The organism is Streptomyces sp. NPDC041713 (genome assembly GCF_055591085.1).
Genome location: NZ_JBVIZY010000004.1, coordinates 418808 through 445803 on the forward strand (window position 1 = coordinate 418808; position 26996 = coordinate 445803).

The 26996-nt window shown below is 72.4% G+C and carries 23 protein-coding genes; 4 read left to right on the plus strand and 19 right to left on the minus strand.

The annotated features are described in order from the left end of the window. Window positions 1-239: 239 nt before the first annotated feature. On the plus strand, window positions 240-2675 hold the full coding sequence (locus ACZ6CV_RS14915) for a polysaccharide lyase 8 family protein (protein WP_469251187.1): 2436 nt from the start codon (window positions 240-242) through the stop codon (window positions 2673-2675). A gap of 63 nt (window positions 2676-2738) precedes the next feature. Next, window positions 2739-4619, plus strand: coding sequence for a DUF2264 domain-containing protein (locus ACZ6CV_RS14920; RefSeq protein WP_469251188.1), 1881 nt, complete (start codon window positions 2739-2741; stop codon window positions 4617-4619). A gap of 4 nt (window positions 4620-4623) precedes the next feature. Here the strand turns inward: ACZ6CV_RS14920 and ACZ6CV_RS14925 are convergent, their stop codons facing one another. The 5 genes from ACZ6CV_RS14925 to ACZ6CV_RS14945 all read right to left on the minus strand — a co-directional run bounded on the left by ACZ6CV_RS14925 (window position 4624) and on the right by ACZ6CV_RS14945 (window position 8659). After that, window positions 4624-5205, minus strand: coding sequence for a GAF domain-containing protein (locus tag ACZ6CV_RS14925; protein ID WP_469251189.1), 582 nt, complete (start codon window positions 5203-5205; stop codon window positions 4624-4626). Next, the gene (locus ACZ6CV_RS14930; protein ID WP_355814010.1) at window positions 5202-5795 is read right to left on the minus strand and encodes a GTP-binding protein; all 594 of its coding nucleotides are present in this window, start codon (window positions 5793-5795) and stop codon (window positions 5202-5204) included. Before ACZ6CV_RS14930 ends, ACZ6CV_RS14925 begins: the two co-directional genes overlap by 4 nt. After that, window positions 5773-6144 carry a DUF742 domain-containing protein gene (locus tag ACZ6CV_RS14935; RefSeq protein ID WP_362361125.1) on the minus strand — a complete coding sequence of 124 codons (372 nt, stop codon included), beginning with the start codon at window positions 6142-6144 and terminating at the stop codon, window positions 5773-5775. The genes ACZ6CV_RS14930 and ACZ6CV_RS14935 overlap by 23 nt, the downstream gene beginning before the upstream one ends. A gap of 2 nt (window positions 6145-6146) precedes the next feature. Beyond that, entirely contained in the window at window positions 6147-6581 is a 435-nt protein-coding gene (locus tag ACZ6CV_RS14940; RefSeq protein ID WP_355814016.1) for a roadblock/LC7 domain-containing protein, read from the minus strand. A gap of 83 nt (window positions 6582-6664) precedes the next feature. Further along, window positions 6665-8659, minus strand: coding sequence for a sensor histidine kinase (locus ACZ6CV_RS14945; protein WP_469251190.1), 1995 nt, complete (start codon window positions 8657-8659; stop codon window positions 6665-6667). A 322-nt stretch (window positions 8660-8981) separates the two neighbouring features. On the opposite strand from ACZ6CV_RS14945, the gene ACZ6CV_RS14950 reads away from it, so the two are divergent. Next, on the plus strand, window positions 8982-9500 hold the full coding sequence (locus ACZ6CV_RS14950) for a CGNR zinc finger domain-containing protein (protein ID WP_469251191.1): 519 nt from the start codon (window positions 8982-8984) through the stop codon (window positions 9498-9500). A gap of 31 nt (window positions 9501-9531) precedes the next feature. Here the strand turns inward: ACZ6CV_RS14950 and ACZ6CV_RS14955 are convergent, their stop codons facing one another. The 3 genes from ACZ6CV_RS14955 to ACZ6CV_RS14965 all read right to left on the minus strand — a co-directional run bounded on the left by ACZ6CV_RS14955 (window position 9532) and on the right by ACZ6CV_RS14965 (window position 12954). Beyond that, a complete protein-coding gene (locus tag ACZ6CV_RS14955) occupies window positions 9532-10776 on the minus strand; it encodes an MBL fold metallo-hydrolase (protein ID WP_469251192.1) in 1245 nt (414 codons plus the stop codon). Window positions 10777-10910: 134 nt separating this feature from the next. Then, window positions 10911-11696: an SGNH/GDSL hydrolase family protein gene (locus ACZ6CV_RS14960; RefSeq protein WP_469251473.1), complete on the minus strand. Its 786-nt coding sequence runs from the start codon at window positions 11694-11696 to the stop codon at window positions 10911-10913. Between the two features lie 208 nt (window positions 11697-11904). Beyond that, window positions 11905-12954: an aldo/keto reductase gene (locus tag ACZ6CV_RS14965; protein ID WP_469251193.1), complete on the minus strand. Its 1050-nt coding sequence runs from the start codon at window positions 12952-12954 to the stop codon at window positions 11905-11907. A 232-nt stretch (window positions 12955-13186) separates the two neighbouring features. On the opposite strand from ACZ6CV_RS14965, the gene ACZ6CV_RS14970 reads away from it, so the two are divergent. After that, the gene (locus ACZ6CV_RS14970) at window positions 13187-13993 is read left to right on the plus strand and encodes a tyrosine-protein phosphatase (RefSeq protein ID WP_469251194.1); all 807 of its coding nucleotides are present in this window, start codon (window positions 13187-13189) and stop codon (window positions 13991-13993) included. A 9-nt stretch (window positions 13994-14002) separates the two neighbouring features. On the opposite strand, the gene ACZ6CV_RS14975 is transcribed toward ACZ6CV_RS14970, so the two are convergent. The 11 genes from ACZ6CV_RS14975 to hpnC form a co-directional block, all read right to left on the minus strand. Then, window positions 14003-14119, minus strand: a complete 117-nt coding sequence (locus tag ACZ6CV_RS14975) for a DUF6126 family protein (RefSeq protein ID WP_355814311.1) — start codon at window positions 14117-14119, stop codon at window positions 14003-14005. A gap of 50 nt (window positions 14120-14169) precedes the next feature. Then, entirely contained in the window at window positions 14170-14853 is a 684-nt protein-coding gene (locus ACZ6CV_RS14980; RefSeq protein WP_469251195.1) for a helix-turn-helix domain-containing protein, read from the minus strand. 97 nt (window positions 14854-14950) lie between these two features. Continuing rightward, on the minus strand, window positions 14951-16381 hold the full coding sequence (locus ACZ6CV_RS14985; RefSeq protein WP_469251196.1) for an aspartate aminotransferase family protein: 1431 nt from the start codon (window positions 16379-16381) through the stop codon (window positions 14951-14953). Beyond that, the gene (gene dxs / locus ACZ6CV_RS14990) at window positions 16378-18288 is read right to left on the minus strand and encodes a 1-deoxy-D-xylulose-5-phosphate synthase (protein WP_469251197.1); all 1911 of its coding nucleotides are present in this window, start codon (window positions 18286-18288) and stop codon (window positions 16378-16380) included. The genes ACZ6CV_RS14985 and dxs overlap by 4 nt, the downstream gene beginning before the upstream one ends. A gap of 85 nt (window positions 18289-18373) precedes the next feature. Next, window positions 18374-19396, minus strand: coding sequence for an adenosyl-hopene transferase HpnH (gene hpnH, locus ACZ6CV_RS14995; RefSeq protein ID WP_469251198.1), 1023 nt, complete (start codon window positions 19394-19396; stop codon window positions 18374-18376). Window positions 19397-19401: 5 nt separating this feature from the next. Continuing rightward, complete coding sequence (locus tag ACZ6CV_RS15000) at window positions 19402-20055, minus strand: phosphorylase family protein (protein ID WP_469251199.1); 654 nt, start codon at window positions 20053-20055, stop codon at window positions 19402-19404. Continuing rightward, entirely contained in the window at window positions 20055-22091 is a 2037-nt protein-coding gene (gene shc / locus ACZ6CV_RS15005) for a squalene--hopene cyclase (protein WP_469251200.1), read from the minus strand. Before shc ends, ACZ6CV_RS15000 begins: the two co-directional genes overlap by 1 nt. 131 nt (window positions 22092-22222) lie before the next feature. Beyond that, window positions 22223-23356, minus strand: coding sequence for a polyprenyl synthetase family protein (locus ACZ6CV_RS15010; RefSeq protein ID WP_469251201.1), 1134 nt, complete (start codon window positions 23354-23356; stop codon window positions 22223-22225). Further along, window positions 23353-24762, minus strand: coding sequence for a hydroxysqualene dehydroxylase HpnE (hpnE, locus tag ACZ6CV_RS15015; RefSeq protein WP_469251474.1), 1410 nt, complete (start codon window positions 24760-24762; stop codon window positions 23353-23355). The genes ACZ6CV_RS15010 and hpnE overlap by 4 nt, the downstream gene beginning before the upstream one ends. Before the next feature lie 124 nt (window positions 24763-24886). Continuing rightward, a complete protein-coding gene (gene hpnD / locus ACZ6CV_RS15020; RefSeq protein WP_469251202.1) occupies window positions 24887-25837 on the minus strand; it encodes a presqualene diphosphate synthase HpnD in 951 nt (316 codons plus the stop codon). Next, complete coding sequence (gene hpnC, locus ACZ6CV_RS15025; RefSeq protein WP_469251203.1) at window positions 25834-26733, minus strand: squalene synthase HpnC; 900 nt, start codon at window positions 26731-26733, stop codon at window positions 25834-25836. Before hpnC ends, hpnD begins: the two co-directional genes overlap by 4 nt. Window positions 26734-26996 lie beyond the last annotated feature (263 nt).

Here is a 26996-nt window from a genome sequence, read left to right on the forward strand (position 1 = left end):
TCGCTTACTGTCGGCGTCAAGGACCGCACCGATGACCGAGGGGGCCACCCGAGGGTCCACACCGACACCATCCCTGGGCGGCGGCACAGAAAGAACGTAGAAACTCCCCAGCCCCCTTGCGCCGCCATAGCAACCGCTTACATGCTGGCGCGGAATCGCATCGCGCACCGCCTCCCGCCCCTCCACGGGACTCCGGTCCCGTCCGTCGTCCCGTGTGCCCCGACCCCCTGGGAGTTCGCATGCTCACGCCCGCCCCCGACTCCACCGGCCCCCGCCGCCGCACGCTTCTCGCGGCCGGGGCGGCGTCCCTCGTCGTGCCGTCGGTGGCGGGCGGCACGGCGTGGGGCGCCACCCGGGAGGACGGCTTCGCGCCGCTGCTCACGCGCGCCGCGGACCAGCTCACCGGCGGTGACTTCGACGCCACCGACCCGGACTTCGCCGGCGCCCTCAAGACCCTGGACGCCCAAGCCGCCGACTGGTGGGGCACGTTGGACCGTTCCGCCGGGCGGACCGCGCTCTGGCCCGACCTCTCGCCCGCCGCAGACCCCGGGAACTTCGGTCAGAGCTACACCCGTCTCCGCACCCTCGCGACGGCCTGGGCCACGCCCGGCACCTCGCTCACCGGCCACGCGGACACCCTCGACGCCCTGCTCGAAGCGCTGCGCTTCCTGCACTCCGCCGCTTACCGGCCCAACTGCCCCGAAACCGGCAACTGGTGGTTCTGGGAGATCGGGGCGCCCCGCGCGCTCATGGACACCTGCGTGCTGCTGCGGGAGCACCTGCCCGCCGACGACCTGGCCGCGTACACGGCGACGGTCGCGGCGTTCTGCCCCGACCCGGACCGCCGCACCAGCACGCCCGCACTGGCCGAGACCGGCGCCAACCGCGCCGACAAGGCCGTCATCGTGGCCCTGCGCGGGCTGCTCGCCCGGGACGCGGCGACCGTCGCAGTCGCCCGGGACGGCCTGTCCGACGTGCGGGACGGCGGCCGCAACAGCCTGTTCACGTACGTCACTTCAGGCGACGGCTTCTACGAGGACGGCTCGTTCGTGCAGCACGGCTCGGTCGCGTACACGGGGACGTACGGGAGCGTACTGCTGGGCGGCGCGGGGCAGTTGATCGCGCTGCTCGCGGGATCGCCGTGGGCGGTCACCGATCCGAAGACGTCGGTGCTGTACGAGGCGGTCGACCGGACGTTCACGCCGGTGCTCTTCGACGGGCTGATGATGGACGCGGTGCGCGGCCGGGCGATCTCGCGCGAGAAGGCCCGGGACCACACCGACGGGGCGGTCACGCTCTCGCACATCCTGCAGCTGGCGTCCGGCGCCCCGGCCGCGTACGCGCGGCGCTGGCGGACCATGGTCAAGGGGTGCATCCTCCGCAACAAGACCATCCCCTATGCGGGTTTGGTGGGCATCCCCGCCCTGGCCCGCGCCAAGGCCGTCCTCGACGACGCGTCGGTGCCGGCCGCCGACCGGTCCACCGGGCACGTCGTCTTCGCCGACATGGACCGCGTGGTGCACCGGCGGCCGGGCTGGGCGCTCGCGCTGTCCCTCTCCTCCCAGCGCATCGCCGCGTACGAGGCGGGCAACGGCGAGAATCTGCACGGCTGGTACACCGGTGACGGCATGACCTATCTGTACGACGCCGACGACGTGGGGCAGTTCGGCGACGGCTTCTGGGCGACCGTCGATCCGTACCGGCTGCCGGGGACGACCGTGGACACACGTCCGCGTACCGACATCGGCTCGGGCGGCGGCACCAGCACGTACCGCCCCAAGAACGCGGTGGCGGGCGGCGCGGTCCTGGGCTCCCGGTACGGGGCGGCGGCCATGGAACTGCTCGCCGACGGCAGCACGTTGCGGGCCCGCAAGGCCTGGTTCTGCCTCGACGACGTCGTCGTGGCGCTCGGCGCGGACATCGGCACGCGCGACGGGCGCACCATCGAGACGGTGGTCGAGAACCGTGTGCTGCGTGGCGGAGGACAGGCGCGGCGCCTCCTCGTCGACGGTCTCCCGCAGCCCGGCCACGACGGCTGGTCCGCGCGGCGGCGGAGTGCCCGGTGGGCCCACCTGGACGGCACCGGCGGTTACGTCTTCCCCGACTTCCTCGGCCGGGCCCGCGACCTCGGGCTGAACGCCCTGCGCGAGGAACGCGCCGGCGCGTGGCGGGACATCAACACCGGCGCCGACACGGGCGGCAGCACCACCGAGGTGCGGCGCCGCTACCTGACCCTGTGGCTCGACCACGGCGTCTCCCCCGAGGCGGCGTCGTACGCCTACGTGCTGCTGCCCGGCGCGAGCGCCGCCGCGACCGCCCTGTGGGCGCTGGCGCGGCCCGTGCGGATCGTGACCAACGACGCGACCGTGCAGGCCGTCGAGGCCCGCCGCGAGGGCGTGTTCGCGGCGCACTTCTGGGCGGCGGGCCGCGCCGGGGGCCTCGCCGCCTCCGGTCCTGGCACGGTCCTGGTGCGCCGCGACCATCGCGGCGGTGTGTCACTGGCGGTCGCCGACCCCGGCCGCACCGGGACGACGCTCGCCGTCGAACTCCCCTTCCCGGTACAAAAGGTGGTCCGCGCCGACGACACGGTGTCCGTCACGCCGGGACACCGTCCGGTGGTCACCGTCCATGTGGCGGGTTCCCGCGGCCACACGCACGGCGCCGAACTCGCGTGACCGCGCAGGCCTCACAGGCTCTGGCGCACCGGCCCGCATCGTCCACCAAGGAGTGAAGGACCCATGCCCGCACCGCACTTGACCCTGCCGCCCACCGACCGCGTCCTGTCCCCGCTCACCGGCTGGACCCGGGCGCACTGGGAGGCGCTCGCCGACCGGCAGTTGGCGGCACTCGTCCCGTACGCGACGCCAGGGTGCGCGCAGTACCGGCTGCCGGGGCGCGCCAGTTGGTCGGGCGTGGTGTCGGACGGCCTCGAAGGGTACGCGCGCTCCTTCCTGCTCGCCGCGTTCCGGATCGCCGGAGCGGGCGGCGCGGTGGACCCCGGGCTCGTCGAACGGTACGCGCGCGGGCTCGCGGCGGGCACGGACCCGGACAGCGGCGAGGCCTGGCCCCGGCTCACCGACTGCTCGCAGCAGATGGTGGAGGCCGCGTCCATCGCGGTCGGCCTGCACGAGACCCGCCCCTGGATCTGGGACACCCTCGACACCCGGGTCCAGGAGCGGGTGGTCGACTGGCTCTCCGGGTTCGTGGGCGCCAGGACCTGGGACAACAATTGGCGGCTCTTCCAGGTGGTGTCCGAGCAGTTCCTCGCCTCGGTCGGCGCCCCGTACAGCAGGGCCGACATCGAGGGCGGCCTGGACCGCATCGAGGACTGGTACCGCGGCGACGGCTGGTACAGCGACGGCGACGGACGGAACTTCGACTACTACATCGGCTGGGCCCTGCACCTGTACCCGCTGCTGTGGGCTCGGATGGCCGGGGAGGAGGACGGGGGCCGCGCCAAGGCCTACCGCGAGCGCCTCGCCCAATACCTCGCCGCCTACCCGCACTTCTTCGGCGGCGACGGCGCCCCCGTCCACCAGGGCCGCTCCCTCACCTACCGGTTCGCGGCCGCCGCGCCCGTGTGGATGGGCGCGCTCGCCGACTGCACCCCGCTCGCGCCGGGCCTGACCCGGCGCCTCGCCTCCGGCACGGCGCGGCACTTCGTGGAGCGCGGCGTGCCCGACGAGCGGGGGCTGCTGCCCCTCGGCTGGTACGAGACGTTCCTGCCCGCGACACAGCCCTACTCGGGACCCGCATCGCCGTACTGGGCCAGCAAGGGATTCCTCGGCCTGCTGCTGCCCGCCGACCACCCGGTGTGGACGGAGCGCGAACTGCCGCTGCCCGTCGAGGAGTCCGACCAGTACACGGCGCTCCCCCACCCCGGTTGGCTGCTGCACGGCACCCGGCACGACGGCATCGTCCGCCTGGTCAACCACGGCAGCGACCACAACCCGCTCGAAGGCCCCGCCGAGGACGACCCGCACTACGCCAAGTTCGGCTACTCGACGGCGACCGCCCCAGAGACCGCCCCGCGCGCCTGGGAACGCTCCGTCGACGGCCATCTGGCCCTACTCGCCCCCGACGGCACGGCCTCGCGTCGCCGCCGTATCCACCCGCTGAGCTGCGCGGGCCGAGTGGCATCCTCCCGCTCCGACGCCCAACTCCCGGGCGACGAACGGGAGTACCCGATCGAGACCACCAGCGCGCTGCACGGCCCGTGGGAGATCCGCGTCCACCGGGTGCAGGGGCCCGCGGGGGCGACGGTCCGCGAGGGCGGCCACGCGGTGGCGGACGAGACGCGGCCGCACGCCGAGCGGGGCCCCGGCTGGGCCCTCGTACGGACCGCGACCGGGCTGACGAGCGCCGTCGTCGGTCTGTACGGCTGGGACGCGGAGGCGGGCGTCGCCCGCGAGGTGGCGGCGAACGCGTACGGCCCGCACTCCGCGACGCCGTTCCTGACGTCCTCGGCCCACCCCGGCGGCGCCTCCGTCCACGTCACCCTGATCGCCCTCTCCCGGGACACGGTGCGGCCGGGGGCCCTGCGGGAGGCCGTCACCTGCGCCGTGGACGCCGACCGCGTCCGGGTCCGCTTCCCGGACGGGACCGTGCTCGACCTGTGAGCGTTCAGATCCCGCCGTCCTCCCGCCGGTGGATCTGTTCGACCAGCTCCGCGGCCATGCGTTTGATCGTGTCGAGCCCCGCCCTGCCCCAGCGGCGCGGCTCGACGTCCACCACGCAGACCGTGCCGAGAGCGGTGCCCGTACGGTCGATCAGGGGCGCGCCCAGATACGAGCGGACGCCGCTCTCGTCGACCAGGGGGTTGCCCGCGAAGCGCGGGAAGTCGCGGACGTCCTCCAGGACGAGGGCCTTGCGGCGCACCACGACGTGCGGGCAGTACCCGTGGTCGCGGGGCAGATAGCGGCGCGCGTCGCCACAGCCGGCGGGGGCGACGGATCCGGCGGCCGGGTCGGCGAGCGCGAGGACGCCGTCCGGGGCGTGCAGTCCGGCGAAGAACTGCCGGTGCTCGTCGATGAAGTTGACCATCGCGCAGGGTGCGCCGGCCAGGTCGGCGAGCCGGGCGGCGAAGACGTCGAAGGCCGGTTCGGGGTACTGCCCGATGCCGAGCGCGCGCAACCGCCGCACCCGCTCGGGCGCCTCCTTGTCGACGGGGGTGAGCAGGAGGTGCCCGATCGGGTCGTACGTCACGTGTGGGCTCCGTAACTGGGCTCCGGGGCGTGGTTGAGGAGGTGCTTGACGAGGATGAGGAGCGTCTGGATGCCGGAGCTTGAGATACGGGCGTCGCAGCGCACCACGGGCACTCGGGGGTCCAGGTCGATCGCGGAGCGCACCTCCTCGGGTTCGTAGCGGTAGGCGCCGTCGAATTCGTTGATCGCCACGATGAAGCCCATGCCGCGCTGCTCGAAGAAGTCGACCGCGGCGAAGCAGTCCTCGAGGCGCCGGGTGTCGGCGAGGACCACGGCGCCGAGCGCCCCTTCGGAGAGCTCGTCCCACATGAACCAGAACCGTTCCTGGCCCGGGGTGCCGAAGAGGTACAGGACGTGTTCCGGGTCGAGCGTGATGCGGCCGAAGTCCATGGCGACGGTGGTCGTGGTCTTGTTCTCCACGCCGGACAGGTCGTCGGTGGCCTCGCTGACCGTGGTGAGCAGTTCCTCGGTGCTCAGCGGGGCGATCTCGCTGACCGCTCCCGTGAAGGTGGTCTTGCCGACCCCGAAGCCACCGGCGATCAGGATCTTGAGTGCGGTGGGGAAGGGGTCAGAGCTGTCGTCGTAATCCATCGAGCACTGCCTCCAACAGGGACCGGTCGGTGGGGTTGTGGTAGAAGTCCGGGGCCTTCTGGGTGAGGGACCCGCAGTCGAGGAGATCGCAGAGGATCACTTTGGCCACGACCGCGGGCAGCTTGAGCTGCGCCGCGATCTCGGCGACGGAGGTGGGCGCCTCGCACAGGCCGAGCGCCGTGGAGTGCTCGGGCCCGAGATAGCCGAGCGGGGTGTTGCCGGTCGCCATCACCAGGGAGAGCAGGTCGAGTTGGCTGGTCGGTCTGGTCCGGCCGTTGCTGACGGTGTAGGGGCGGACGAGCCGACCGGCCGCGTCGTCGAGCCAGGGCCCGTCGTGCGGGGCCGCCACGCTCAGCGCCTCATCGACGCGGGTTCCCCGGCGGGCTGCCGGGGCGCGGTGATCAGGTACGGGCGGACGCTCTTCACCAGCATCGCCATCTCGTAGCCGAGGACGGCCGCGTCCGCGTCGCGCCCGGCGAGCACGGCCAGACAGGTGCCCGAGCCCGCGGTGGAGACGAACAGGAGGGTGGAGTCCAGTTCCACGACGACCTGACGGACGTCGCCGCCGTCGCCGAAGCGGATGCCCGCGCTGCGCCCGAGGGAGTAGAGCCCCGAGGCGAGGGCCGCCATGTGGTCGGCGCTGTCCGGGTCGAGGCCGTGCACCGACTTCACCAGTCCGTCGGAGGAGAGCAGGACGGCGCTCCGGGTGTGCGGCACTCGCTGCACGAGGCCGCTCATCAGCCAGTCGAGATCGGATACATGGCCGGTCGGCGCATCGCTCGCCATGGTGGATCGACTCCTTGAGGTACGAACGTACGTAGGTCTGCCGGGGCAGAGGTGGTGGTGGGTGCCGGGCCTGCCGGTGCGGGTCAGCCGCCTGGTCCGCGCCCGTCGTGGGGGGCGCCGACCTCGTGTTCGCGCGGGGTGGGATCGCGGGCGTCCTGGGCCTGTGCGAGGCCGATGCCACGCTGGAACGCGGCCATCAGGCCGGGGTCGTGGCCGACGAGGTCGCCGCCGTCGGGCCGCGGCGCCGGGGAGTCCCGCAGCTGGGGTGCGATGTGTTCCTGGGCGCGCCGCTTGGGGAGCTGGGGTCTGCCGACCCGGCCGCGCACCGCGCCGCCCAGCGGGGTCGGCGGCGCCGCGGTGTGCTCGGCGACGGCCTGCCGGTCCTCCGGGCGGATGCCGGGGGTGGCGTCGGCGGGCGTCGGCCGGTCCTGCCGGGAGCCGCGCACGGGGAGCGGGGCGGGCGGGGCGCCGTGCACGGTGCGCGGCCGGTAGGGGCCGGTGCCGGGGTCCGGGGCGGGCGCGGGCGCGGGCGGTGCGGCGCTCGGCCACACCGGGGTGGCGGCGCCCAGGTCGTCCCGTACGCCCCCGGCGTGGCGTGGGCCCGAGGAGTCCGGTCGGGCGCCGGAATCGGGGAGGCCCGCGGTGTCGGGTACGACTCCGGAATCCGGAAGGCCCGCTGTATCGAGTACGGCTCCGGAATCCGGGAGGCCCGCGGTGTCGAGTACGGCGCCGGAGTCACGTACACCTCCGGAGTCACGTACGTCCCCGGGCTCCCCGAAACCCGTGCCCTCGCCCCCGGCCCCCGGCCCCGCCGCGCCCTGTGACGCCACCTCCGCCGCCGGGCGGCGCCGGGTGACCGGCTCGGCCTGCTGGTCGGCGCCCAGCAGCTCCTGCGGCAGGATGAGGACGGCCTGGACGCCGCCGTAGATGTTGGTCTGCAGCCGCACCGCGACACCGTGTCTGCGGGCGAGCGCGGAGACCACGAAGAGCCCGATGCGGCCGTCCTGGAGGAGGCTCGCGACGTTGACCTGGTCCGGGTCGGCGAGCAGCCGGTTCATCTTGTTCTGCTCGGTCAGCGGCATGCCGAGGCCGCGGTCCTCCACCTCGACGGCGAGCCCGGCGGTCACCGCGTTGGCGCGCAGCAGGACCTGGGTGTGCGGGGCGGAGAACACCGTGGCGTTCTCGACGAGTTCGGCGAGCAGGTGGATGACGTCGGCGACGGCGTGGCCGCGCAGGGTGCCGTCGATCGGCGGCACGAGTTTGACGCGCGAGTACTGCTCGACCTCGGCGATGGCGGAGCGCATCACCTCGGTCATGGAGACCGGGTTGCTCCACTGGCGGCGCGAGACGGCGCCGCCGAGCACCGCGAGGTTCTCGGCGTGCCGCCGGATGCGGGTCGCGAGGTGGTCGACGTGGAAGAGGCCCTTGAGCAGTTCGGGGTCCTCGACCTCGTTCTCCAACTCGTCGAGCAGGGAGATCTCGCGGTGGACGAGCGACTGCAGCCGTCGGGCGAGGTTCACGAAGACCTCGACCTTCTGCTCGCTGCCCGCGTGGCTGGAGAGCTGGGAGGCCTGTACGACGGCGCCGACGGCCACGTCGTGGGCGCGGCCCAACTCGTCGGCGAGCTGGTCGAACTCGTCGCCGCCTGCCCGCGCGCGGGCCGGTGTGCCGGGGGTGGGCGGCTGGTCGCCGCGGCGCAACTGTTCGACAACGCCGCGGAGTTCGGCCTGGCCGCGCGCGGCGGTCCGGCGGAGCCCCCCGAGCCGGTCGTGCACGGTCTTGGCGGCGCGCTCGGCGGCGACGGCGGCCGTCACGATCCCGGCGAGAGCGACCAGGGCGGCCGCGGTGAGGACGGCGACCAGGGCCGTCCCCGGCCGGGCGCCGGTCGAGCGCAGGGTGAACAGCACGGCGGCGCAGGCGCTCAGGCCCACGGCGACGGCCGGCAGCACCGCGATGCGCAGGAGCTGCGGCCGTATGTGGGTTTCGGGCAGTGCGGCGGCACTGCGACTGCCGGGCCTGCCGTGCCGGCCGCCCTCCCGGCGGTCTGGGCGGGCGGCCGGTGCGCGTAGATGAGACATCTGCGTCCTCGGTGTGTGGCGACGAAGGTCCGGCGCTCGGTCCGACTCCTCTTTGCGGCGTGGTGGAGGCATCGCCGTGCCGGCCGGCAGGTCGCGACGTCAGCACTGCGTCGTGATCCCTGCGTCGCCCGACGGCCACACACGGTAGTCGGCAACGCATCACGTGCGGTGGGCAGTTGACAAAGTCAGCGGCCAGCGTCCCGCTCTGGTATGACGCCTCGCACGGGGGTCCGATTCGGCTCGTACGCGTGCCTGATTCCCACTCCGTACGGGGATGCTCGTTCGCGTCCCGGCGCGACCGTGCCGCTGCTGTAATGGCCGTATGCACCTCAACCCTTACGGCGAGGACGCCGTGAACCTGGCCGCCGATCTCGCCAACCGCCGCCCCACCGACCCCGAGGAGCTCGCCGACCGGTGCCGCGCCGCGGGCCTGGCCCTCGAACAGCCGGTATCGGATGACGACTTGGCACACGCCCAGGAGACCCTGGACTCCTGGGAGAAGGTGGTGGACGCCGTCGAGGAGCACGAGCGCGCCGAGCTGATCAACGGCATGCTCGCGGCGGCCACCGCCCACCCCCGGCTCACCGACCACGCGGGCACCGGCTGGCACCTGCACTACCGCGACGCCCACCGGCCGCTCGGCGCCCTGCTGTCCTCGCTGATCTCGGTGGGCACGGCGCTGCACCTCGCGGGCCGGGGCATGCATCGGCTGCGGCGGTGCGCCGTCACCGAGTGCACCACCATCTTCGCCGACACCTCGCGCACCGGACGGCAGCGCTACTGCTCCCAGCGGTGCGCCAACCGCGACGCGGTCCGCAGACACCGCGCCCGCGCGGCGTGAGCCTCGCGCACGCCGCGCCTCAAAGCGTCCGTCAGCCGACGGACGTCGTCTCGTGCTCCCCGCTGTCCGTGGTGTCCGTGCTGTCCGTCGCGCTGTCCGTGGTGTCCGTTTTCGGGCCGACCACACTCCGTACGACCAGGGTGGACGCCCCGAGCCAGCCGCCCTCCGGCACGACCGCCACCTCACGCCACCACAGCCGCCCCGGCACGGAATCCGCCCCGGGCTCGAAGGGCTCCCCCGGACAGGGCAGGGCCAGCGTGACGCCCTCGCGGCGCGCGGCGGCGACGGTGCCCTCGCCCGGCTCCGACCAGGCGTGCGGGGCGAGGTTGAAGGTGCCCCAGTGGATCGGCAGCATGACGCCACCCGCCGCGCCGCCCTGGAGGTCCAGGTGCGCCCGCAGGCCCTCCTCGGGCGTCATGTGGATGTCCGGCCACCACTCCGAGTAGGCGCCGATCTGGATCATCGTGACGTCGAACGGGCCGTGCTCGGCGCCGATGTCGCGGAAGCCGGGGAAGTAGCCGGTGTCGCCGCTGTGGAAGACGCGGTGCTCCGGCCCCGCGACCGCCCAGGACGCCCACAGCGTGTGCTGCTGGTTGCGCAGCCCGCGGCCGCAGAAGTGCCGGGCGGGGGTCGCGGTCAGGGTCAGCCCCGCCACCTTCGCGGTCTCGTTCCAGTCCAGCTCGCGGAGCCGGTCGGCCGGCACGCCCCACCGCTCCAGGTGGGCCCCGACGCCGAGCGGCACGGCGAACACCGTGTCGGTACCGGCCAGGGCCTTGATCGTGGGCATGTCCAGGTGGTCGTAGTGGTCGTGCGAGATGACCACGGCGTCGACCGGTCCGAGGGCCGCGAGCGGCACCGGCACGGGGTGCAGCCGCTTGGGCCCGGCGAAGGAGAACGGCGAGCACCGCTCGCCCCACACCGGGTCGAAGAGCACCCGGCGCCCGTCGATCTCCACCAGGACGCTGGAATGCCCCATCCAGGTGACCCGCAGCCCGTCGGCCGGCGGCTTGGCGAGGTCGGCGAGGGTGGTGGGGTGCACCGGGATCGTGCCGGCCGGGCCGCGGCGCAGCCGCTCCTCCCTGCGGAAGTAGATCTTCGCGAACTCCAGGCTCGACCCGGACGGGCGGGTCCTGGCCCCCACGGGGTTCTGGAAGGAACCTTCGGCTACGGAGAAGTTCGGCGATCTGCGGATCCGGGCCAGCCGGGCACCCGCGGGATCCGCGCCGAAGGGAGCGGACCGCAGCGAGCGGAGCCCGGGGATCAGGGACCGGGACACGGGACCTCCTGAGGGGGGTGGATAGGCCCTTCCATTATGTCCACCGGCCCCCGACGAGTCCTGCGCGGCCTCCGAGACCCCCGCCACGTCGCCGGCGGCGCGGCGGTCGGTCCATCGGCCCGGCACCGGGCTCCTCAGGAGGCGGCCTCTATGTGCATCTTGATGGTGTGCGGATTGCGGAAGCCCTTGGCCACCACATGGTCGCCGGAGCTCTCGCCCCGGATCCGCCGGCCGATCCACGGCACCAGGTACTCGCGCGCCCAGTGGATGTCGTCGCGCCGCACCTCCAGCGTGCCGCGCGGCGGCATCGGCGGCCACGCCTGGTCCGGGTCCGCGGGCACGTCGAGCCCGAGGACCTGACCGGCGCGCAGCGCCACGCGCGTGTGCCCCTCGGCGGAGAGGTGCAGCCGGTCGCCGTCCCAGGCCCGCCGGTCCTGCACGGTCCTGAGCGACCACAGGTCGAGCACGGGACAGCCGTACCGGTCGGCGATGGCCCGCACGTGCATGTTGTACGTGGCGATCTTGCCCCGCAGGTGCTTGAGCAGCGCCACGCCACGGGTGTCGAAGCCGGTGGTCACCATGACCGTGCCGACCGCCGACGAGAGGTCCGCGACGGCCCGCTCGAACCGTTCGGCGACCTCGTCGGGGTCGGTGCCGGGGCGGATGATGTCGTTGCCCCCGGCGCAGAACGTCACCAGGTCGGGGGCGAGCTCCTTCGCGCGCGGCAGCTGGTCCTCGACGATCTGGTCGAGGAGCTTGCCGCGGACGGCGAGGTTGGCGTACCGGAAGGTGTGCTCGGGCACCCGGTCGTCGAGCAGGACGGCGAGCCGGTCGGCCCAGCCGACGAAGGTGCCGTCGGGTCCCGGGTCCCCCACGCCCTCGGTGAAGCTGTCGCCGAGCGCTGCGTAGGAGTTGAACACGCGGTTGTTGATGGGGTGATGGATGAAGGATGTCGACTCTGCGCTCACGAGGTAACATCCTTCACCTCCCTAAGTGACCTACGCCACCGTAGGGAGGGGTTGACGGTGCGTGAGATAAGCCACCGGTCAAGTTTGGCCCAACTCGGAATAAGTGCACACCCCACCTTTGGGCCGGGACGACGCCTTGGGCGGGCTCAAACGGCCGAGCTCAAACGGCCGACCTGGTGGCGGCCGCCCGTCGGCGCAGCGCCGGCGTGGTGAGCGACGGTGGGGTCCACGCCCCGTCCGGCGGGTAGATGTCCGTGCCGGGCGGCACGATCTCGTCGATCCGGTCGAGGGTCGCGTCGTCGAGCACCACCGAGGCGCCCTTGAGCGTCTTCTGCAGCTGATCCATGGTGCGCGGACCGATGATCACGGAGGTGACGGCCGGGTGGGCGAGCGGGAACGCGGTCGCCAGCTCCGGCAGGGAGCAGCCCACCTCCTCCGCGAGGGCCACGAATCGTTCGACGGCCTCCAGCTTCGCGAGGGTGCGCGGCGCCGTGGGGTCGAAGCGGTCCGGGAAGACGGTGGGCCGCCCGGTGCTCAGATCGGCGGTGCGCCCCTTCCGGTAGCGGCCGGTCAGGAACCCGGAGGCCAGCGGGGACCAGGTCAGCACCCCCATGCCCAGGCGCTCCGCCACCGGCAGCGCGTGCCGCTCGACGCCCCGGGCCAGCAGCGAGTACGGGGGCTGCTCGGTGCGGAAGCGGTGCAGCCCCCGGCGCTCGGCGACGTGGTACGCCTCGACGACCTCGTGCGGCGGGAACGTGGAGCAGCCGAACGCCCTGATCTTGCCCTGGCGCACCAGGTCGGTCAGGACGGAGAGCGTCTCCTCGATGTCGGTGGTGTGGTCGGGCCGGTGCACCTGGTAGAGGTCGATCCAGTCCGTGTCCAGACGCCGCAGGCTCTCCTCCACCTCGTGGATGATCCAGCGCCGCGAGTTGCCGCCGCTGTTGGGGCCCTCCCCCATCGGGAAGTGGACCTTGGTCGCGAGGACGACGTCGTCGCGGCGGCCCTTGAGCGCCTTGCCGACGACGGTCTCCGACTCCCCGCCCGAGTACATGTCGGCGGTGTCGACGAAGTTGATGCCCGCGTCCAGGGCCGCGTGGGTGATCCGTACGCAGTCGTCGTGGTCCGGGTTGCCGATGGCGCCGAACATCATGGTGCCGAGGCAGTAGGGGCTGACCTGTATGCCGGTCCCGCCCAGAACGCGGTGGCGCATGCAACTCTCCTTGGCAGCGGTGCTCTTGACGATGTTCTTGAGTTGTCCCGAGGCCGGTGACTGTACGAGGTGGAGCGCGCTCCAAGGCAAGCCGTTTTCCGCTCCGGGGCAGCGCCCGCCCGGCCCGGCGGACGAGCGCCGAGCAGGGGTGATTGCCCCGGGTACCCATGTCGTATCGTCGAAGACGCACCCGCCGGCGAGCCGCGCCGGACGCAGAGCCCGAGGAGAGCCCGTGACGCAGCAGGTCCCGTCGACAGAGGTGTCGGAGCCCGAGCTCTCCGGAGTGCGTAACTTCCGTGACGTGGGCGGACTGCCGACGGTCGACGGCCGCCACGTCCGCCGCGGCGTGCTCTTCCGCAGCGGTCACCTGGCGCACGCCACCGCGTCCGACGCCGCCTTCCTCGCCTCCCTGGGCCTGCACACGGTCTTCGACTTCCGCAACGCCGCCGACCAGCGCCTTGAGGGCCCCGACATCGCGCTGCCGGGCGTACGCAACGTGAATCTGCCGCTCACGGACCCGGCCGACGGCGCCGAGTTCTGGCAGATGGTCCGCGACGGCGACCTCGACCAGCTGCGCGGGCTGCTCTCGGACGGCAAGGCCGCGGGCCGGATGGAGACCGCGTACCGCACGATCATCAAGGAGCGCACCGCCGAGCACAGCAAGGTGCTGCACTCGCTGGCCGAGGACAGCGTGCCCGCGCTGATGCACTGCGCCGCGGGCAAGGACCGCGCCGGCCTCTCCATAGCCGTGACGCTGCTCGCCGTCGGCGTCGAGCGCGACGCCATCGAGGCCGACTACCTCGAGTCGAGCGCGTCCCACCGCCGGTACAAGGTGCACCGCACCGACAGCTCCCCGAACGCGATGGCGCCCGAGGTCCTGGAGCTCCTCGACCCGCTCTTCGACGCCCGCAGCGAGTACCTGGCGGCCGCGTTCGAGACGATCGAGCAGACCTGGGGCGACGTGGACACGTACATCGCCGAGGGGCTCCGGGTGGGCGACGCGACCCGGGAGCGACTCCGCGAGCGCCTCCTCGACTGAGGCGAAGCGCTACTGGTTCTTCGCGCCCAGCTCGAAGAGCAGGTAGATGAAGGCCGCGAAGAGGTGGCCCACCGCCACGTAGATGATCAGGCGGACCCAGAGTGCCCGGGGGAACTTCTCCTCCATGGTGTTGCGGGCGGGCTCCGGCCGGAGGGGTCCCTGCTGGTCCGGTTCCGTCATGTCGTTTCTCCGTGGGTCGGGCCGCCGAGGCACAGCGCGGTGGCGGGGCTCTGCAGCAAGGTGTGGACGAAGAGGAGATCGGTGCCGCCCCGGTCGGCGGCGGCGATCCGGTGCGGGGTCAGCGAGTCGAAGTGCGCGCTGTCGCCCGGATCGAGGGCGTGCGCGGTGTCCCCGAGGTGCAGCCGCAGCCGCCCCTTCAGGACGTACAGCCACTCCTCGCCGGGATGGACGCGCACCATGTCGCCCTGCGCGCCGTGCGGCACGTGCACCCGCAGCGCCTGCATGCCGCGGCCGGACGCGCCGGCCTGGAAGTACGTCCAGCCGCCCGCCCGGGTCGGCTCCATGTCCGCGGCCCGGATGACCGCGTCCCGGTCGGCGACCGTCTCGCCGAGCAGCTCCGAGACCGTCGTACCGTAGACGCGTGCGAGTGTGAGCAGCATCGGCAGCGAGGGCTGGCGCTGCCCGGTCTCCAGGCGGGACAGATGGGCGGGCGAGAGCCCGGCGTTGCGGGCCGCGGCCTCCAGGGTGAGGGAGGCGCGGCGGCGCAGTTCACGCAGCTGGGGCGCCACGACGGGCAGCGCGTCGGCCGCGCGGGACGGCTCGGCGGACGGGGCCGCTCCGGACGCGGGCTCGGCGGATTCCGTGGGCTCCATGGGATCCGTGGGCTCGGCAGGGCTCATACCCCTGATTGAGCCAGAGCCTTGCCTCCCGGGCAACTTTCTTGCCCCAGAGGCAAAAACCCCGCCGACGCCTCCGCGTCCTGGTCCGTTCCGGACGTCAGCGGTTCGCGACCGCCTGCTTCACCAGCGTCTTGCCGAAGTCCCACATCAGCCCGCCGCCGCTGTGCGCGTCGTCCATCACCTCCGTGAAGGCCGCCACGAAGCGGTCCACCTCCCGCTCCCCCACCGTCAGCGGCGGGATGAGCTTGATGACCTCCAGATGGTCCCCGGAGACCTGGGTGAGGATGCGGTGCTTCTGCAGCAGCGGTACGACGACCATCTGCGCGAAGAGCCCCTTGCGGGCGGCCTGCAGCATCGTCCAACGCCCGCGCAGCTTCAGCGACTTGGGCCGCCCGAACTCGATGCCCACCATCAGGCCGCGACCGCGCACCTCGCTCAGCAGCTCGTAGCGGTCCACGAGGGCGGCCAGCCGCGACTTGAGCAGGTCGCCCGTGACCCGGGCGTTCTCGACGACCTTCTCGTCCTCCATGACGGACAGGACCGCGAGCCCGGCCGCCATGGCCTGTGCGTTCGAGCCGAAGCTCGCCGAGTGCACGAGGACCCGGTCCATCGACGAGTAGACCTTCTTGAAGATCCAGTCCTTGCCGAGCGTGGCGCCCACCGGCACATAGCCGCCCGAGAGCGCCTTGGCGACGCAGACCAGATCGGGCTCGACCCCGGCCTCGTGCTGGTACGCGTAGAAGTCGCCGGTCCTGCCGAGTCCGGTCTGCACCTCGTCGGCGATCAGCAGCGCCTTGTGCCGCCGCAGCAACTCCTGGGCGGCGAGCAGGTATCCGGGCGGCGTCCCGTGCACGCCCTTGCCCTGGATCGGCTCGACGATCAGTCCGGCGACGTCGCCCTTCTTCAACTCCCGGTGCAGCGCGTCGAGATCGCCGAGCGGGACCGCGGTGTCGGGCAGCAGCGGCGCGAAGCCGTCCCGGAACCCGTCCTCGCCGTTGACGGAGAGGGAGCCGGTGGTCAGGCCGTGGAAGGCGTGCGTGCAGTAGAGCACCCGCGGCTTCCCGGTCGCGTAGCGCGCGAACTTCAGCGCCGTCTCGACGGCCTCCGTGCCGCTGTTGCCGAAGAACACCCGGTCCAGGTGCGGGCTGTGGGTGAGCAGCCGCTCCGCGAGCAGGCCGGGCAGCGGCTGGCAGTCGAAGCGGGTGAGGTCGGCGAGCGAGGCGTCGAGGACGTCGTGCAGGGCCTTGCGTACGACGGGGTGGTGCCGGCCCAGGCCCATGACACCGAAGCCCGCGAGCATGTCGAGGTAGTCGTTGCCCTCCGCGTCCCAGAAGTACGCGCCCTCGGCCCGTTCGTAGACCTTGTCGAAGCCGATGGTGTGCAGCATGCGCGGCAGCTGGTGGTTGAGGTGCCGGGCGTGCAGCTCGTATCGCTCGGCGCCCCGCTCGGCGAGGATTCTGCCGAGGTCGAACTCCTTGCCGCCGGACGCCTGCACGCGGGCGGGCGCGTCGTCGAACTCCGTGGTCATACGCTGTGCTCCTTGCCTGAACCCTGCTCCGGTAGGCCCTCCTTGGCCGCGAGCGTGGCGCCGATCCGCCCGGCGATCTCCACCGGGGTGAGCCCGAGGTCGGCGAGGACCTCGCCCCGTTTGGCGTGTGCGAGGAACTGCTCGGGGATGCCGAACCGCCGTACGGGCACGTCCACTTCGGCGTCACCGAGGGCCAGCGCGACCGCCGAGCCGACCCCGCCGGAGCGGCTGTTGTCCTCGACGACCGCCACCACCCGGTGCCGCGCGGCGAGCCCGGGCAGCTCGGCGTCGACCGGCTTGACCCAGCGCGGGTCGACGACGGTGCAGCGCAGGCCGCGCGCCCGCAGGAGCTCGGCGGCCTGCAGACAGACCGGTGCCATCACCCCGACCGCGACGAACAGCACCTCCGGATCCGCGTCCCGCAGCAGTACGTCCATGCCGCCGAGCCGGTCCACGGCCGGGATCGAGGGCCCCACCGACTCCTTGGGGAACCGCAGGAGCGTCGGCGCGTCGTCGACGGCCACCGCCTCCCGCAGCTGCGCCCGCAACTGGTCGGCGTCGCGCGGCGCGGCGATCCGCAGCCCCGGCACGACCTGCAGGATCGACATGTCCCACATGCCGTTGTGCGAGGCCCCGTCGACGCCGGTGACCCCGGCCCGGTCGAGCACGAAGGTGACCCCGCACCGGTGCAGCGCCACGTCCATCAGGAGCTGGTCGAAGGCGCGGTTGAGGAAGGTGGCGTAGACGGCGACGACCGGGTGCAGGCCGCCCGTGGCGAGTCCGGCGGCGGAGACCGCGGCGTGCTGCTCGGCGATGCCGACGTCCCAGACCCGGTCGGGGTGGGCCGCGGCGAACTTCGTCAGGCCGACCGGGCCCAGCATGGCGGCCGTGATGGCGACGACGTCCTCGCGCTCGGCCCCGATGCGGGCGATCTCGTCCCCGAACACCGACGTCCAGGACGGCGCGTCGGCCGGCGTGAGCGGCTCGCAGGTGAGCGGGTTCATGATGCCCACGGTGTGGAAGCGGTCCGCCTCGTCGGCGAGCGCGGGTTCGTAGCCCCGGCCCTTCTCGGTCAGACAGTGGACGAGCACGGGGCCGTGGAAGCGTTTCGCGCGGCGCAGCGCCGACTCGACGGCACCGATGTCGTGCCCGTCGATCGGCCCGACGTACTTGAGTCCCAGGTCCTCGAACATGCCCTGCGGCGCGAAGGCGTCCTTGAACCCCTTCTTGGCGCCGTGCAGCGACTCGTACAGCGGCTGCCCGATGACCGGGGTGCGCTGGAGGACGTCCTTGCCCCAGGCGAGCACCTGCTCGTACCCGTCCGTCGTCCTGAGCGTGGCCAAGTGGTTGGCGAGGCCGCCGATGGTCGGTGCGTAGGAGCGCTCGTTGTCGTTCACCACGATGATCAGCGGCCGGTCCTTCGCGGCCGCGATGTTGTTGAGCGCCTCCCAGGCCATGCCCCCGGTGAGGGCGCCGTCCCCGATGACCGCGACGACGTGGCCCCGCTCGCCGAGCACCTGACGCGCCTTGGCGAGGCCGTCCGCCCAGCCGAGCGCCGTGGAGGCGTGGCTGTTCTCGACGATGTCGTGCTCGGACTCCGCGCGCGAGGGGTAGCCCGAGAGGCCGCCCTTGCCGCGCAGCTTGGAGAAGTCCTGCCGCCCGGTGAGCAGCTTGTGCACATAGCTCTGGTGGCCGGTGTCCCACACGATGCGGTCGACGGGCGACTCGAAGACCCGGTGGAGGGCGACGGAGAGTTCCACCACCCCCAGATTGGGCCCGAGGTGGCCGCCCGTCCTGGCGACCGCGTGCACCAGGAACTCCCGGACCTCCCCCGCGAGTTCGTCCAGCTCGGTCCCGGAAAGCTTCTTCAGGTCCCGCGGCCCCCGGATGGTTTCGAGAATGGTCATGCTCGGGCCCCCTCTCTGGTTCTTCTCAGCTCACGGTGACGGGGGGCACCCCTCCCGGGGTGCCCGCGTCCGCCCGTTCATGACGTCACCCGCGGTTCCCCGAGACCGTCTCGCGGGCCGCGCGGATGGACTCCTTGAGGGAGCCCATGGTGGCGAGGACGGCGGTCGGTTCGTAACCGCAGTGCGCCATGCAGTTGGCGCAGCGCGGGTCCTTGCCGCGGCCGTACTTGCTCCAGTCGGTCTCCTCGATGAGCTGGCGGTACGTGGGGACGTAGCCGTCGCTCATCAGGTAGCAGGGGCGCTGCCAGCCGAAGAGCGAGTAGTTCGGGATCGCCCACGCCGTGCACGGGAAGTCCGCCTTGCCCTCCAGGAAGTCCAGGAAGAGCGGCGAGTGGTTGAGCCGCCACCGGCGCCGGTTGCCGCCCGCGAAGGCCTTCTTGAAGAGTTCGCGGGTCTGGTCGACGCCGAGGAAGTGCTCCTGGTCGGGCGCCTTCTCGTAGGCGTAGGCGGGCGAGAGCATCATCTCGTCGACCTGCAGGTCGTCGTTGAGGAAGTTCAGGACCTCGATGATGGTCTGCGGGGTGTCGGTGTTGAAGAAGGTCGAGTTGGTGGTGACCCGGAAGCCGCGCCGCTTGGCCTCCTTGATCGCCTCCACCGCCTCGTCGAACACGCCCTCCTTCGCGACCGACTCGTCGTGCCGCTCGCGCATGCCGTCGATGTGCACGGCGAACGCGAAGTACGGCGAGGGCGTGAACTTCTCGATCTTCTTCCGCAGCAGCATGGCGTTGGTGCAGAGGAAGACGTACTTCTTCTTCGCCACCAACTGCCGGACGATCTCGTCGATCTGAGGGTGCATCAGCGGCTCACCGCCGGCGATGGACACCATCGGGGCACCGGATTCAAGGACGGCGCCCACGGCCTGGGCCACCGGCATGCGCTGCTTGAGCACGCCGGCGGGGTGCTGGATCTTTCCGCAGCCCTCGCACGCGAGGTTGCACGCGTAGAGCGGCTCCAACTCGACGATCAGTGGAAACTTGTCACGCTTGCGGAGCTTCTGTTCAAAGAGATACGTCGCGACCTTGATGGTCTGGCGCAGCGGCATGGCCATCTGGCTCACCTCCGGGGGAGCAGCGAAGAACGGTGCCATTCAAAGAAAGCGGGGAGCACGGCACGAAGAACGCGGAAGGCTGATATTCCACCGCGCACCGTGCCGATGCGGACGAGTTCGTGCTGAGGGGCATCCACGACCACCCGGACGGCCGCAACGGGCCGCTGTCCGGCGCGTACGGCGCTGTGCAGGGTCGCCGCGGACTCCATGTCCACCGCGACCGCGCCGGTGGCCAGGAGGTCGCCGCGCTCCTGGCCCCGGACGACGTGGTCGGAGCCGGTGAGCGGGCCGGTGTGCACGGCGCGTCCGGGCAGGGCCCGCACCAGCTCATCGACCAGCAGGCCGGTTCCCGTACAGGGCGTGCTGCCGCGCGCGTCCCTGGTCTCCTCGGCGACGACCAGGTCGCCGGGGTGCATACCGGGGGCGAGTCCGGCGCAGAAGCCGGTGGCCAGGACGGCCGCGTCGCGCAGGGTTTCCTTGCCGAGCGCACCGCTGACGGCCCGCTCGGCGTTCTTGGGGCCCATGCCGGTGCGCAGCACCGACATGGTCGTGGGCGCGCCGCTGCGGTCGCCGGTGCGCAGGGCGAGGCGCTCGATGCCGAGCGCGCAGGCGATCAGCAGCGGCCCGGGGCCCGGCCGCGTGGCCGGGGTGCGGTCCATCAGCTGCCCTTGCCGGGGTGTGCCGCGGAACCGGGCGCGAAGGGCTCTCCGTTGACGTACCTGCCGAGGGCGGTGAGCGGGAACACCTGCCGGTACAGGTGGTAGTTGATGGAGAAGTCCCACGGGAAGCCGGTGCCGGTGAAGTACGGCTCGTCCCAGGAGCCGTCCGCACGCTGTGTCTCGGCGAGCCAGGCGATGCCGCGCTCCACCGACGTGGCGTCCCGCTCGCCCGCCGAGAGCAGCGCGAGCAGCGCCCAGGCGGTCTGCGACGGCGTCGACGTGCCGTGCCCGACCCAGCCCCGGTCGCGGTAGGAGCGCAGGTCCTCGCCCCAGCCGCCGTCGTCGTTCTGCACCGACTCCACCCAGCTCACCGCGCGCCGGATCGCCGGATGCGACGCGGGCAGGCCGGCCGTGACGAGGGCGGGCACCACCGACCCCGTCCCGTAGATGTAGTTGACGCCCCAGCGCCCGAACCAGGCGCCGCAGGGCTCCTGTTCGGCCAGCAGCCACTCGATGCCGCGCCGGGTGCGCGGGTCGCGGGACCTGCCCTCGACGGCGAGCATCTCCACCACGTGCCCGGTGACGTCGGCCGACGGAGGGTCGATGACCTCGCCGAAGTCGCAGAACGGCAGCCGGTTGGGGAAGGGGCTGGTGTTGTCGACGTCGAAGGCGCCCCAGGCGCCGTTCTTCGACTGCATGCCGAGGTTCCAGCGCACCCCGCGCTCGATGGCGTTCTCCAGGCGGGCCTTGTCCGGGTGCGCGACCCGGCGCAGCGCGAGGGCGACCTCGGCGGTGTCGTCGATGTCGGGGTAGTTGTCGTTGTGGAACTCGAACGCCCAGCCGCCCGGTGTAAGGCCCGGCCTGCGCACCGACCAGTCCCCCGGCCGCACGATCTGCTCGCCGAGCATCCAGTCCGCGGCCTTGACCAACTGCGGGTGGTCCGCGGGCAGTCCGGCGTCGGCGAGCGCGATCGTCGCCAGGCAGGTGTCCCACACGGGCGACTGGCAGGCCTCGATCATGCGGGCGCCGTCCTCGCGCCACACGGCGAACCGGTCGAGCGAGGCGAGGCCCGCCTTCAGGACGGGGTGCTCCAGGTCGTAGCCGAGCAGGTGCAGCGCGATGACGGAGTAGACGGCGGGCGGCTGGATCCCGCCCCAGCAGCCGTCGTTCTCCTGCCGCTCGATGATCCAGCGCGCGGCGCTGTTCATCGCGGCCTTGCGCAGCCGGCGCGGCGCCACCTTGTGGTAGACGTGCAGCGCCTTGTCGAGCCGCTGGAAGACGCCGTCCCAACTGGCCACCGGGGCAAGCGGTTTGGCGGGGTTCGGGTCGCCGGCGTCGGTGTGCAGCTCGTCCAGGGCGAAGGGCGCGGGGCGCACCGGCCGCTTCGCGGAGACGATGGTGAGCGGCACTATCGTCTGCCGGGCCCAGCAGCCGAAGTCGTAGATGTTGAGCGGGACCCACTTGGGGAAGTAGATGAGCTCCGGCGGGAGTTCGGGCAGGTCGTCCCACTTCCACCAGCCGAAGAGCGCGAGCCAGATCCGGGTGAAGACCCGGGCGGAGGCGATGCCGCCCCGTTCGCGGACCCAGGCGGAGGCCTTCGCCATGTGCGGCTCGTCGGGCCGGTCGCCGGCCAGGCGCAGCGCGACGTACGCCTCGATGGTGGTGGAGAGTTCGCCGGGCCCGCCGAAGAAGGTGGCCCAGGTGCCGTCGTCGCGCTGCTCGCCGCGGATGAAGAGCGCGGCGGCGCGCGTGGTCGCCTCGTCCCTGATGCCGAGGAACTGACGGAGCAGGAGGTCCTCGGCGTCCATGGTCACATTGGTCTCGAGGTCGCCCTTCCACCAGCCTTCGGCGTCCTGCCGGGAGAGCAGGAACTGGGTGGAGCGGTGCATGGCGCGCACGGCGGCCTCGTGGGGGCCTGCCGCCGCGGTCGTCGTAATCGTGGTTGCCGTCGTGGTGGTGGTGGCTTCGGTGGGCCGGCTGGCCGAGGCTGCGCGGGGCGTGGCCGCTCCGGTGCTTCCGTCGGTCGTCGCTGTCATGGCTTCCCCTTCGTGCAGTGCGGTGGCTACGTCTGCTGTGGGTCCGCCGTCGGCCGGCGCTGGGCGCCGGCCGGCGACTGCCTGGGTCCGGGGTCAGCCCCCGGAGTTCCCGGATATCCGCGCGATAACGCTCATCTCTCTCGTACGACGACGAAGTCGGCGAGCGCGACGAGCTGGGCCCGCACCCGCTCCGGCATCCGGACGCCGTCGAGCGCCTCGATGGCGATGGCGTGCTGACGCCGGGCTTCCTTGGCGGTCCACTCGCGGCCGCCGGCCTCCTCGATCAGCGCGGCGCGCGCGGCGAACTCCTCCTCGGAGAAGTTCTCGAACTCGCTGCTCTTGGCGTCGGCGGCGAGCAGTTCGCCGAGCCGCTCGGACGCGGAGCCGCCCTCGGCGAGCGCGGCCACCACGGGGAGCGACTTCTTGCGCTGCCGCAGGTCGCTCCAGGTCTGCTTGCCGGTGGCCTCCGGGTCGCCCCAGATGCCGAGCAGGTCGTCCACGGCCTGGAAGGCGAGGCCGAGGTGGTAGCCGTACTTCTCCAGGGTGTCGGCGGTGTGGTCGTCCGCGCCGCCGAGGACGGCGCCGATGGAGACCGCGCAGGCGAGCAGGGCGCCGGTCTTCTTGCCCTCCATCTCCAGGCACTCCTCGACGGTGACCCGGTCGCGGTGCTCGTAGCTGATGTCCTGGGCCTGGCCGTCGATCAGCGCGCGCGTGGCGGTGGTGAGGCGGCGGGTGGCGCGGCCCGCCTCGACGGTGCCGAGCTCCAGGAGGATCTCGTTGGCGAGCGCGAAGAGGGCGTCGCCGACGAGGATGGCCTGGGCGGGCCCGTGCACCTTCCACACCGTGTCGCGGTGGCGGCGCTGCTCGTCGCCGTCCATGAGGTCGTCGTGCAGCAGGGAGAAGTTGTGCACGAGCTCGACGGCGACCGCGCCGGGGACGCCGACCTCGGGGGGCGCGCCGGCGGCCTCGGCGGAGAGCAGGGCGAGCGCGGGACGCACGGCCTTGCCGCCATCGCCGTCGGAAGGGTTGCCCTCGGCGTCGATCCAGCCGAAGTGGTAGGCGGCGACGGTGTCCATGGGCGGCGCGAGACGGTCCACCGCGGCCCGCAGCACCGGGGTGGCCAGCGTCCTTCCTTGTTCGAGAGTGGAGGTCACGTCCACCGTGTCGGCAGCCGTTTTCTCGGCCGAGGGCACAGTCGGCACAGTTTCTCCTCTTGTTCCGGTGCTGGTTCTCTGGGGACCTGACCCCAGAAGGTCGAGCTTCACGCCACCGCCTCCTCGCACGCGAAGAGATGGTCACGGGGGCGGTCGAGGGTGGAGAGGGCGGCCTCGGCCGCGCTGACGCCGCTGCGTACGGCGCTCTCCATGGTCGCGGGCCACCCGGTGGCGGTCCACGCGCCCGCGAGGTACAGGCCGCGGGCCTTGGTGCGGGCACCGGGGCGGAGCCTGCCGACGCCGGGGGTGGGCGCGAACGTCGCCGTGCGCTCGCGGGTGACGAAGAAGTCCCGCACCTCGGCGCCGTGCGCGGCGGGCAACAGCCGCTCCAGCTCCGGCAGATAGCGCTCGCGCAGGGCGGCGACGGGCGCGTCGATCTCGTCGTGGGCGACCGACTGGGAGAGCGCCAGGTACTGCCCCTCGGTCAGGCCGGACGCCTCCGTCCGGTCGAAGACCCACTGGACGGGGGTGCCGAGCGCGGCGAAGAACGGGCGCTTCAGCACCTTCCTGTCGTACACGACATGGATGTTGAGGATCGGCGCGGTGTCGATGTCGAGCAACCGGTCGGGGTGGTCGAGCGCGCCGTCCGGCAGGAGGTCGTGCGTCTCGGCCTGCGGCACGGCGAGCACGACGGTGTCGGCCTCGATGCTCTCGCCGGGAACCTCCACGCGCCAACCGCCGTTGTCCGTACGGGAAATGGAGGTGACTCGTGTCTTCAGTTCGGTACGGACTCCCGCGCCGTCGAGCGCCTTGCGGGCCAGCTTGTCGTGCAGATCACCGAGGGGCACCTGGGCCCAGCCGATGTCGGCGGCGCCCGGTTCGGAGAGCAGCCCGGTCTTGAACACCATCGCGGCGAGCCCGAGCGAGGCGTCGCCCGCGACGGCGTTGAGCGTCGCGACGCCGACGAGGTCCCACAGGGCCTCGATGGCGCGCGCCGACTGACCGTGCCGGGCCAGCCAGCTGCCGAAGTCCTGGCCGTCGAGGACCGGATCGGCCGGGTCGAGCCCCTTGAGGGCGAGCGCCGCGCGGCCCACCTGGGCGCGCTCGGCGAGCGACAGATGCGGATACGTGGCGAGGCTGGCCGCCAGATGCAGCGGCACCGGCAGCGCGGTGCGCCGCAACCGCCCGAGGCGGTTTCGGTCGGCGTCGAGGACGGGCACGTCGAGACGTTCCTGCAGCGGTGCGAGGTGCGCGCCCTCGATGCGGTCGAGGAACCACCGGTAGGCGGTGCAGCAGCGCAGGTAGACGTGCTGGCCGTTGTCGACGGTCAGCGCGCCGCGCTGGAAGGAGAACGCGAGCCCGCCGAGCCGCGGCCGCCCTTCGAGCAGCGTCACGCGCAGGCCCGCGTCGGCGAGCGCGAGCGCGGCGGTGATGCCGGCGAGCCCGCCGCCGACCACTACGGCGGCCGCCCCTCCGGGGCGGCCTTCGCCGTCTTCGTCCCGCCCTTCGGGCTGCATGTCCTCGCTCTTCACGCACCCACCCCTTCGGCCGTTTCAGTCTGGGACGCGGCCCCGGAGCGGAGGGTTGCCCGCCGCTTTGCGAACGTTGTCCCAGCTGCCCCACGATCACTCCGGATGCGCATCACACACGCCTCCGTACGGTCTGTCGTGACACGTTCCGCGCGTCGAGCCCGGACAGTCCGCGCACCGCGACGTACGCCTTCTCGCGGCCGGGCAGCGAGACCCGGCCCCGTAGGACCGCCTCGGGGTCCCGCTCGATGCGGTCGAGCAGCCTGCGGTAGATGCCGGCCATCGCCGCGACACAGGCGCCGCTGCGCCGGTCCAGCAGGGGAAGCAGGCGGTAGCCCTCGGCGAACAGGGCCCGCGCGCGGCGCACCTCGAAGTGGACGAGGCCGGCGAAGTCGGATCCGGCAGGCGGCTCGGAGCCGGAGAACCCGGCGGAGCAGCCGAACTTGGCGAGGTCGTCGGCGGGCAGATAGGTCCGCCCGTCCTGGGCGTCCTCGCGAACATCCCGGAGAATGTTGGTGAGTTGGAGCGCGAGACCGAGCGTGTCGGCATACTCGGGCGCGCGCTCGGCGTGGAGCGCCCCGCGCTCGGTGCCGAACACGCCGAGCGAGAGCCGTCCGATGGCACCCGCCACACAGCGGCAGTAGACCTTCAGGTCCTCCCACGTCTCGTACGTCCCGCCGCGTACGTCCATGAGGACGCCGTCGATGAGTTCGTCGAGCCCCTCCATCGGGATCGGGAAGTGGGTGGCCGCGTGCGCGAGGGCGACCGCCACCGGGTCGGTGTCGTCCTCCTGCACGTCGCCCGCGCGGATCCGGGCGACCAGCGCCCGGGTGTCGTCGAGCCGGTCCGCCTTGACCTGAGGCGCGAGCGCGCCGTCACCGATGTCGTCCACCCGCCGCGAGAGGGCGTAGAGCGCGGACATGGCCCGCCGCTTCGGCGTCGGCAGCAGCCTGATGCCGTACGCGAAGTTGCGCGCCTGCTGTCCGGTCACGGCCTCGCAGTAGCTGTACGCGGCGAGCACCGACGCGGACACGCGCGGATCCGTCTCCACGGCCCGGCTCACCCCTCTCCTCGCAGCACTGCACCCGCCTCGCGCAGCATGCGTGGCTTGGTGGGTCTGGGTGGTCCGGGCAGTACGTCGTACCCCGCGGCGACGATCGCCTGGACCGCCGCCCTCCCCCCGGCCACGAACCCGGCCAGCAGCAGCTTCAGCCTGCCGTGGACGCTACCCACCAGGGGGGTGCCTTCATTCAGGAGATCGCGGGCGCGTTCCGCCTCGTACGCGACCAGGGCGCGCACCGACGCGCCCGCCGTCGGCCGGGACAGCTCTGACTCACTCACGTGGAACCGCTTCATGTCCTCAACCGGCAGGTAGATGCGGCCGCGCCGCAGGTCTTCGGCGACGTCCTGGATGTGTTCGACGATCTGCAGCCCGGTGCAGACGGCGTCCGAGCGGCGGACGCGCTCGGGGGTCTCCGTGCCGGTGACGGCCAGGACGAGCCGGCCGATCGGGTTGGCGGAGAGCGCGCAGTACGCCACGAGGTCGTCGAAGGTCTCGTAGCGCGTGACGACCTGGTCCTGGCGGTTGGCCTCGATCAGGCCGAGGAAGGGCGTGATCGTCAGGGTTCCGCGCTCGGCGGCCGGCCGCAACGCCGCCACCAGGGGGTGGCCGGGTTCGGCGCCGCCGAAGACCGTGTCCAGGTCGGCCTCGACGGCGTCCAGGAGGGTGCCGGGATCGCGGGCGCCGGCGTCGTCCAGACCGAGGTGGCGGGCGTGCGCGGACCCGGGTGCGAGGTCGCCGTCGCCGATGTCGTCGATGAGACGCACGACGCCGTAGACGGCCATCAGGTCCTCGCGCCAGGCCCGGGGCAGGAAGAAGGGAGCCACCGGGAAGTTCTCGTCCGCGGCCTTGTCGAGGACGGCGGATGCATCGCGGAGCCGGAGATCATCCGTAGCCATTGCCGTCACATCTCCCGTTCTACACTGCCGACCCAATACATCCCATTTCGGACACGCCGCCCAGCACTCTCCGTGGCGGACCGTGCTCCGGGCCGGGGCGCCCGAGCGATATCGCCCCACTTGCCGCGAATCAGCACCGCTACAGCTTACGTTGTACAACCCCTCTCGCATCGTCGGGGTGTTCCGCGCATCACAACAACACACCGATTGGCGTCAATCTTCCCTGGACGTCCGTGAGTTGAGTGACCGGGGTGGCGCAGGGG

Coding starts and splice junctions, on each gene's coding strand:
- ACZ6CV_RS14950 (WP_469251191.1), top strand. CDS start 8,982: ATGCACCTCAACCCTTACGGCGAGGACGCCGTGAACCTGGCCGCCGAT.
- ACZ6CV_RS14940 (WP_355814016.1), bottom strand. CDS start 6,581: ATGGCGAGCGATGCGCCGACCGGCCATGTATCCGATCTCGACTGGCTG.
- ACZ6CV_RS14985 (WP_469251196.1), bottom strand. CDS start 16,381: ATGACCACGGAGTTCGACGACGCGCCCGCCCGCGTGCAGGCGTCCGGC.
- ACZ6CV_RS14920 (WP_469251188.1), top strand. CDS start 2,739: ATGCCCGCACCGCACTTGACCCTGCCGCCCACCGACCGCGTCCTGTCC.
- ACZ6CV_RS15000 (WP_469251199.1), bottom strand. CDS start 20,055: ATGGACCGCACCCCGGCCACGCGGCCGGGCCCCGGGCCGCTGCTGATC.
- ACZ6CV_RS14930 (WP_355814010.1), bottom strand. CDS start 5,795: ATGGATTACGACGACAGCTCTGACCCCTTCCCCACCGCACTCAAGATC.
- hpnH (WP_469251198.1), bottom strand. CDS start 19,396: ATGGCCATGCCGCTGCGCCAGACCATCAAGGTCGCGACGTATCTCTTT.
- shc (WP_469251200.1), bottom strand. CDS start 22,091: ATGACAGCGACGACCGACGGAAGCACCGGAGCGGCCACGCCCCGCGCA.
- ACZ6CV_RS14915 (WP_469251187.1), top strand. CDS start 240: ATGCTCACGCCCGCCCCCGACTCCACCGGCCCCCGCCGCCGCACGCTT.
- dxs (WP_469251197.1), bottom strand. CDS start 18,288: ATGACCATTCTCGAAACCATCCGGGGGCCGCGGGACCTGAAGAAGCTT.
- ACZ6CV_RS14980 (WP_469251195.1), bottom strand. CDS start 14,853: ATGAGCCCTGCCGAGCCCACGGATCCCATGGAGCCCACGGAATCCGCC.
- hpnC (WP_469251203.1), bottom strand. CDS start 26,733: ATGGCTACGGATGATCTCCGGCTCCGCGATGCATCCGCCGTCCTCGAC.
- ACZ6CV_RS14945 (WP_469251190.1), bottom strand. CDS start 8,659: ATGTCTCATCTACGCGCACCGGCCGCCCGCCCAGACCGCCGGGAGGGC.
- ACZ6CV_RS14975 (WP_355814311.1), bottom strand. CDS start 14,119: ATGGAGGAGAAGTTCCCCCGGGCACTCTGGGTCCGCCTGATCATCTAC.
- hpnE (WP_469251474.1), bottom strand. CDS start 24,762: ATGCAGCCCGAAGGGCGGGACGAAGACGGCGAAGGCCGCCCCGGAGGG.
- ACZ6CV_RS14965 (WP_469251193.1), bottom strand. CDS start 12,954: ATGCGCCACCGCGTTCTGGGCGGGACCGGCATACAGGTCAGCCCCTAC.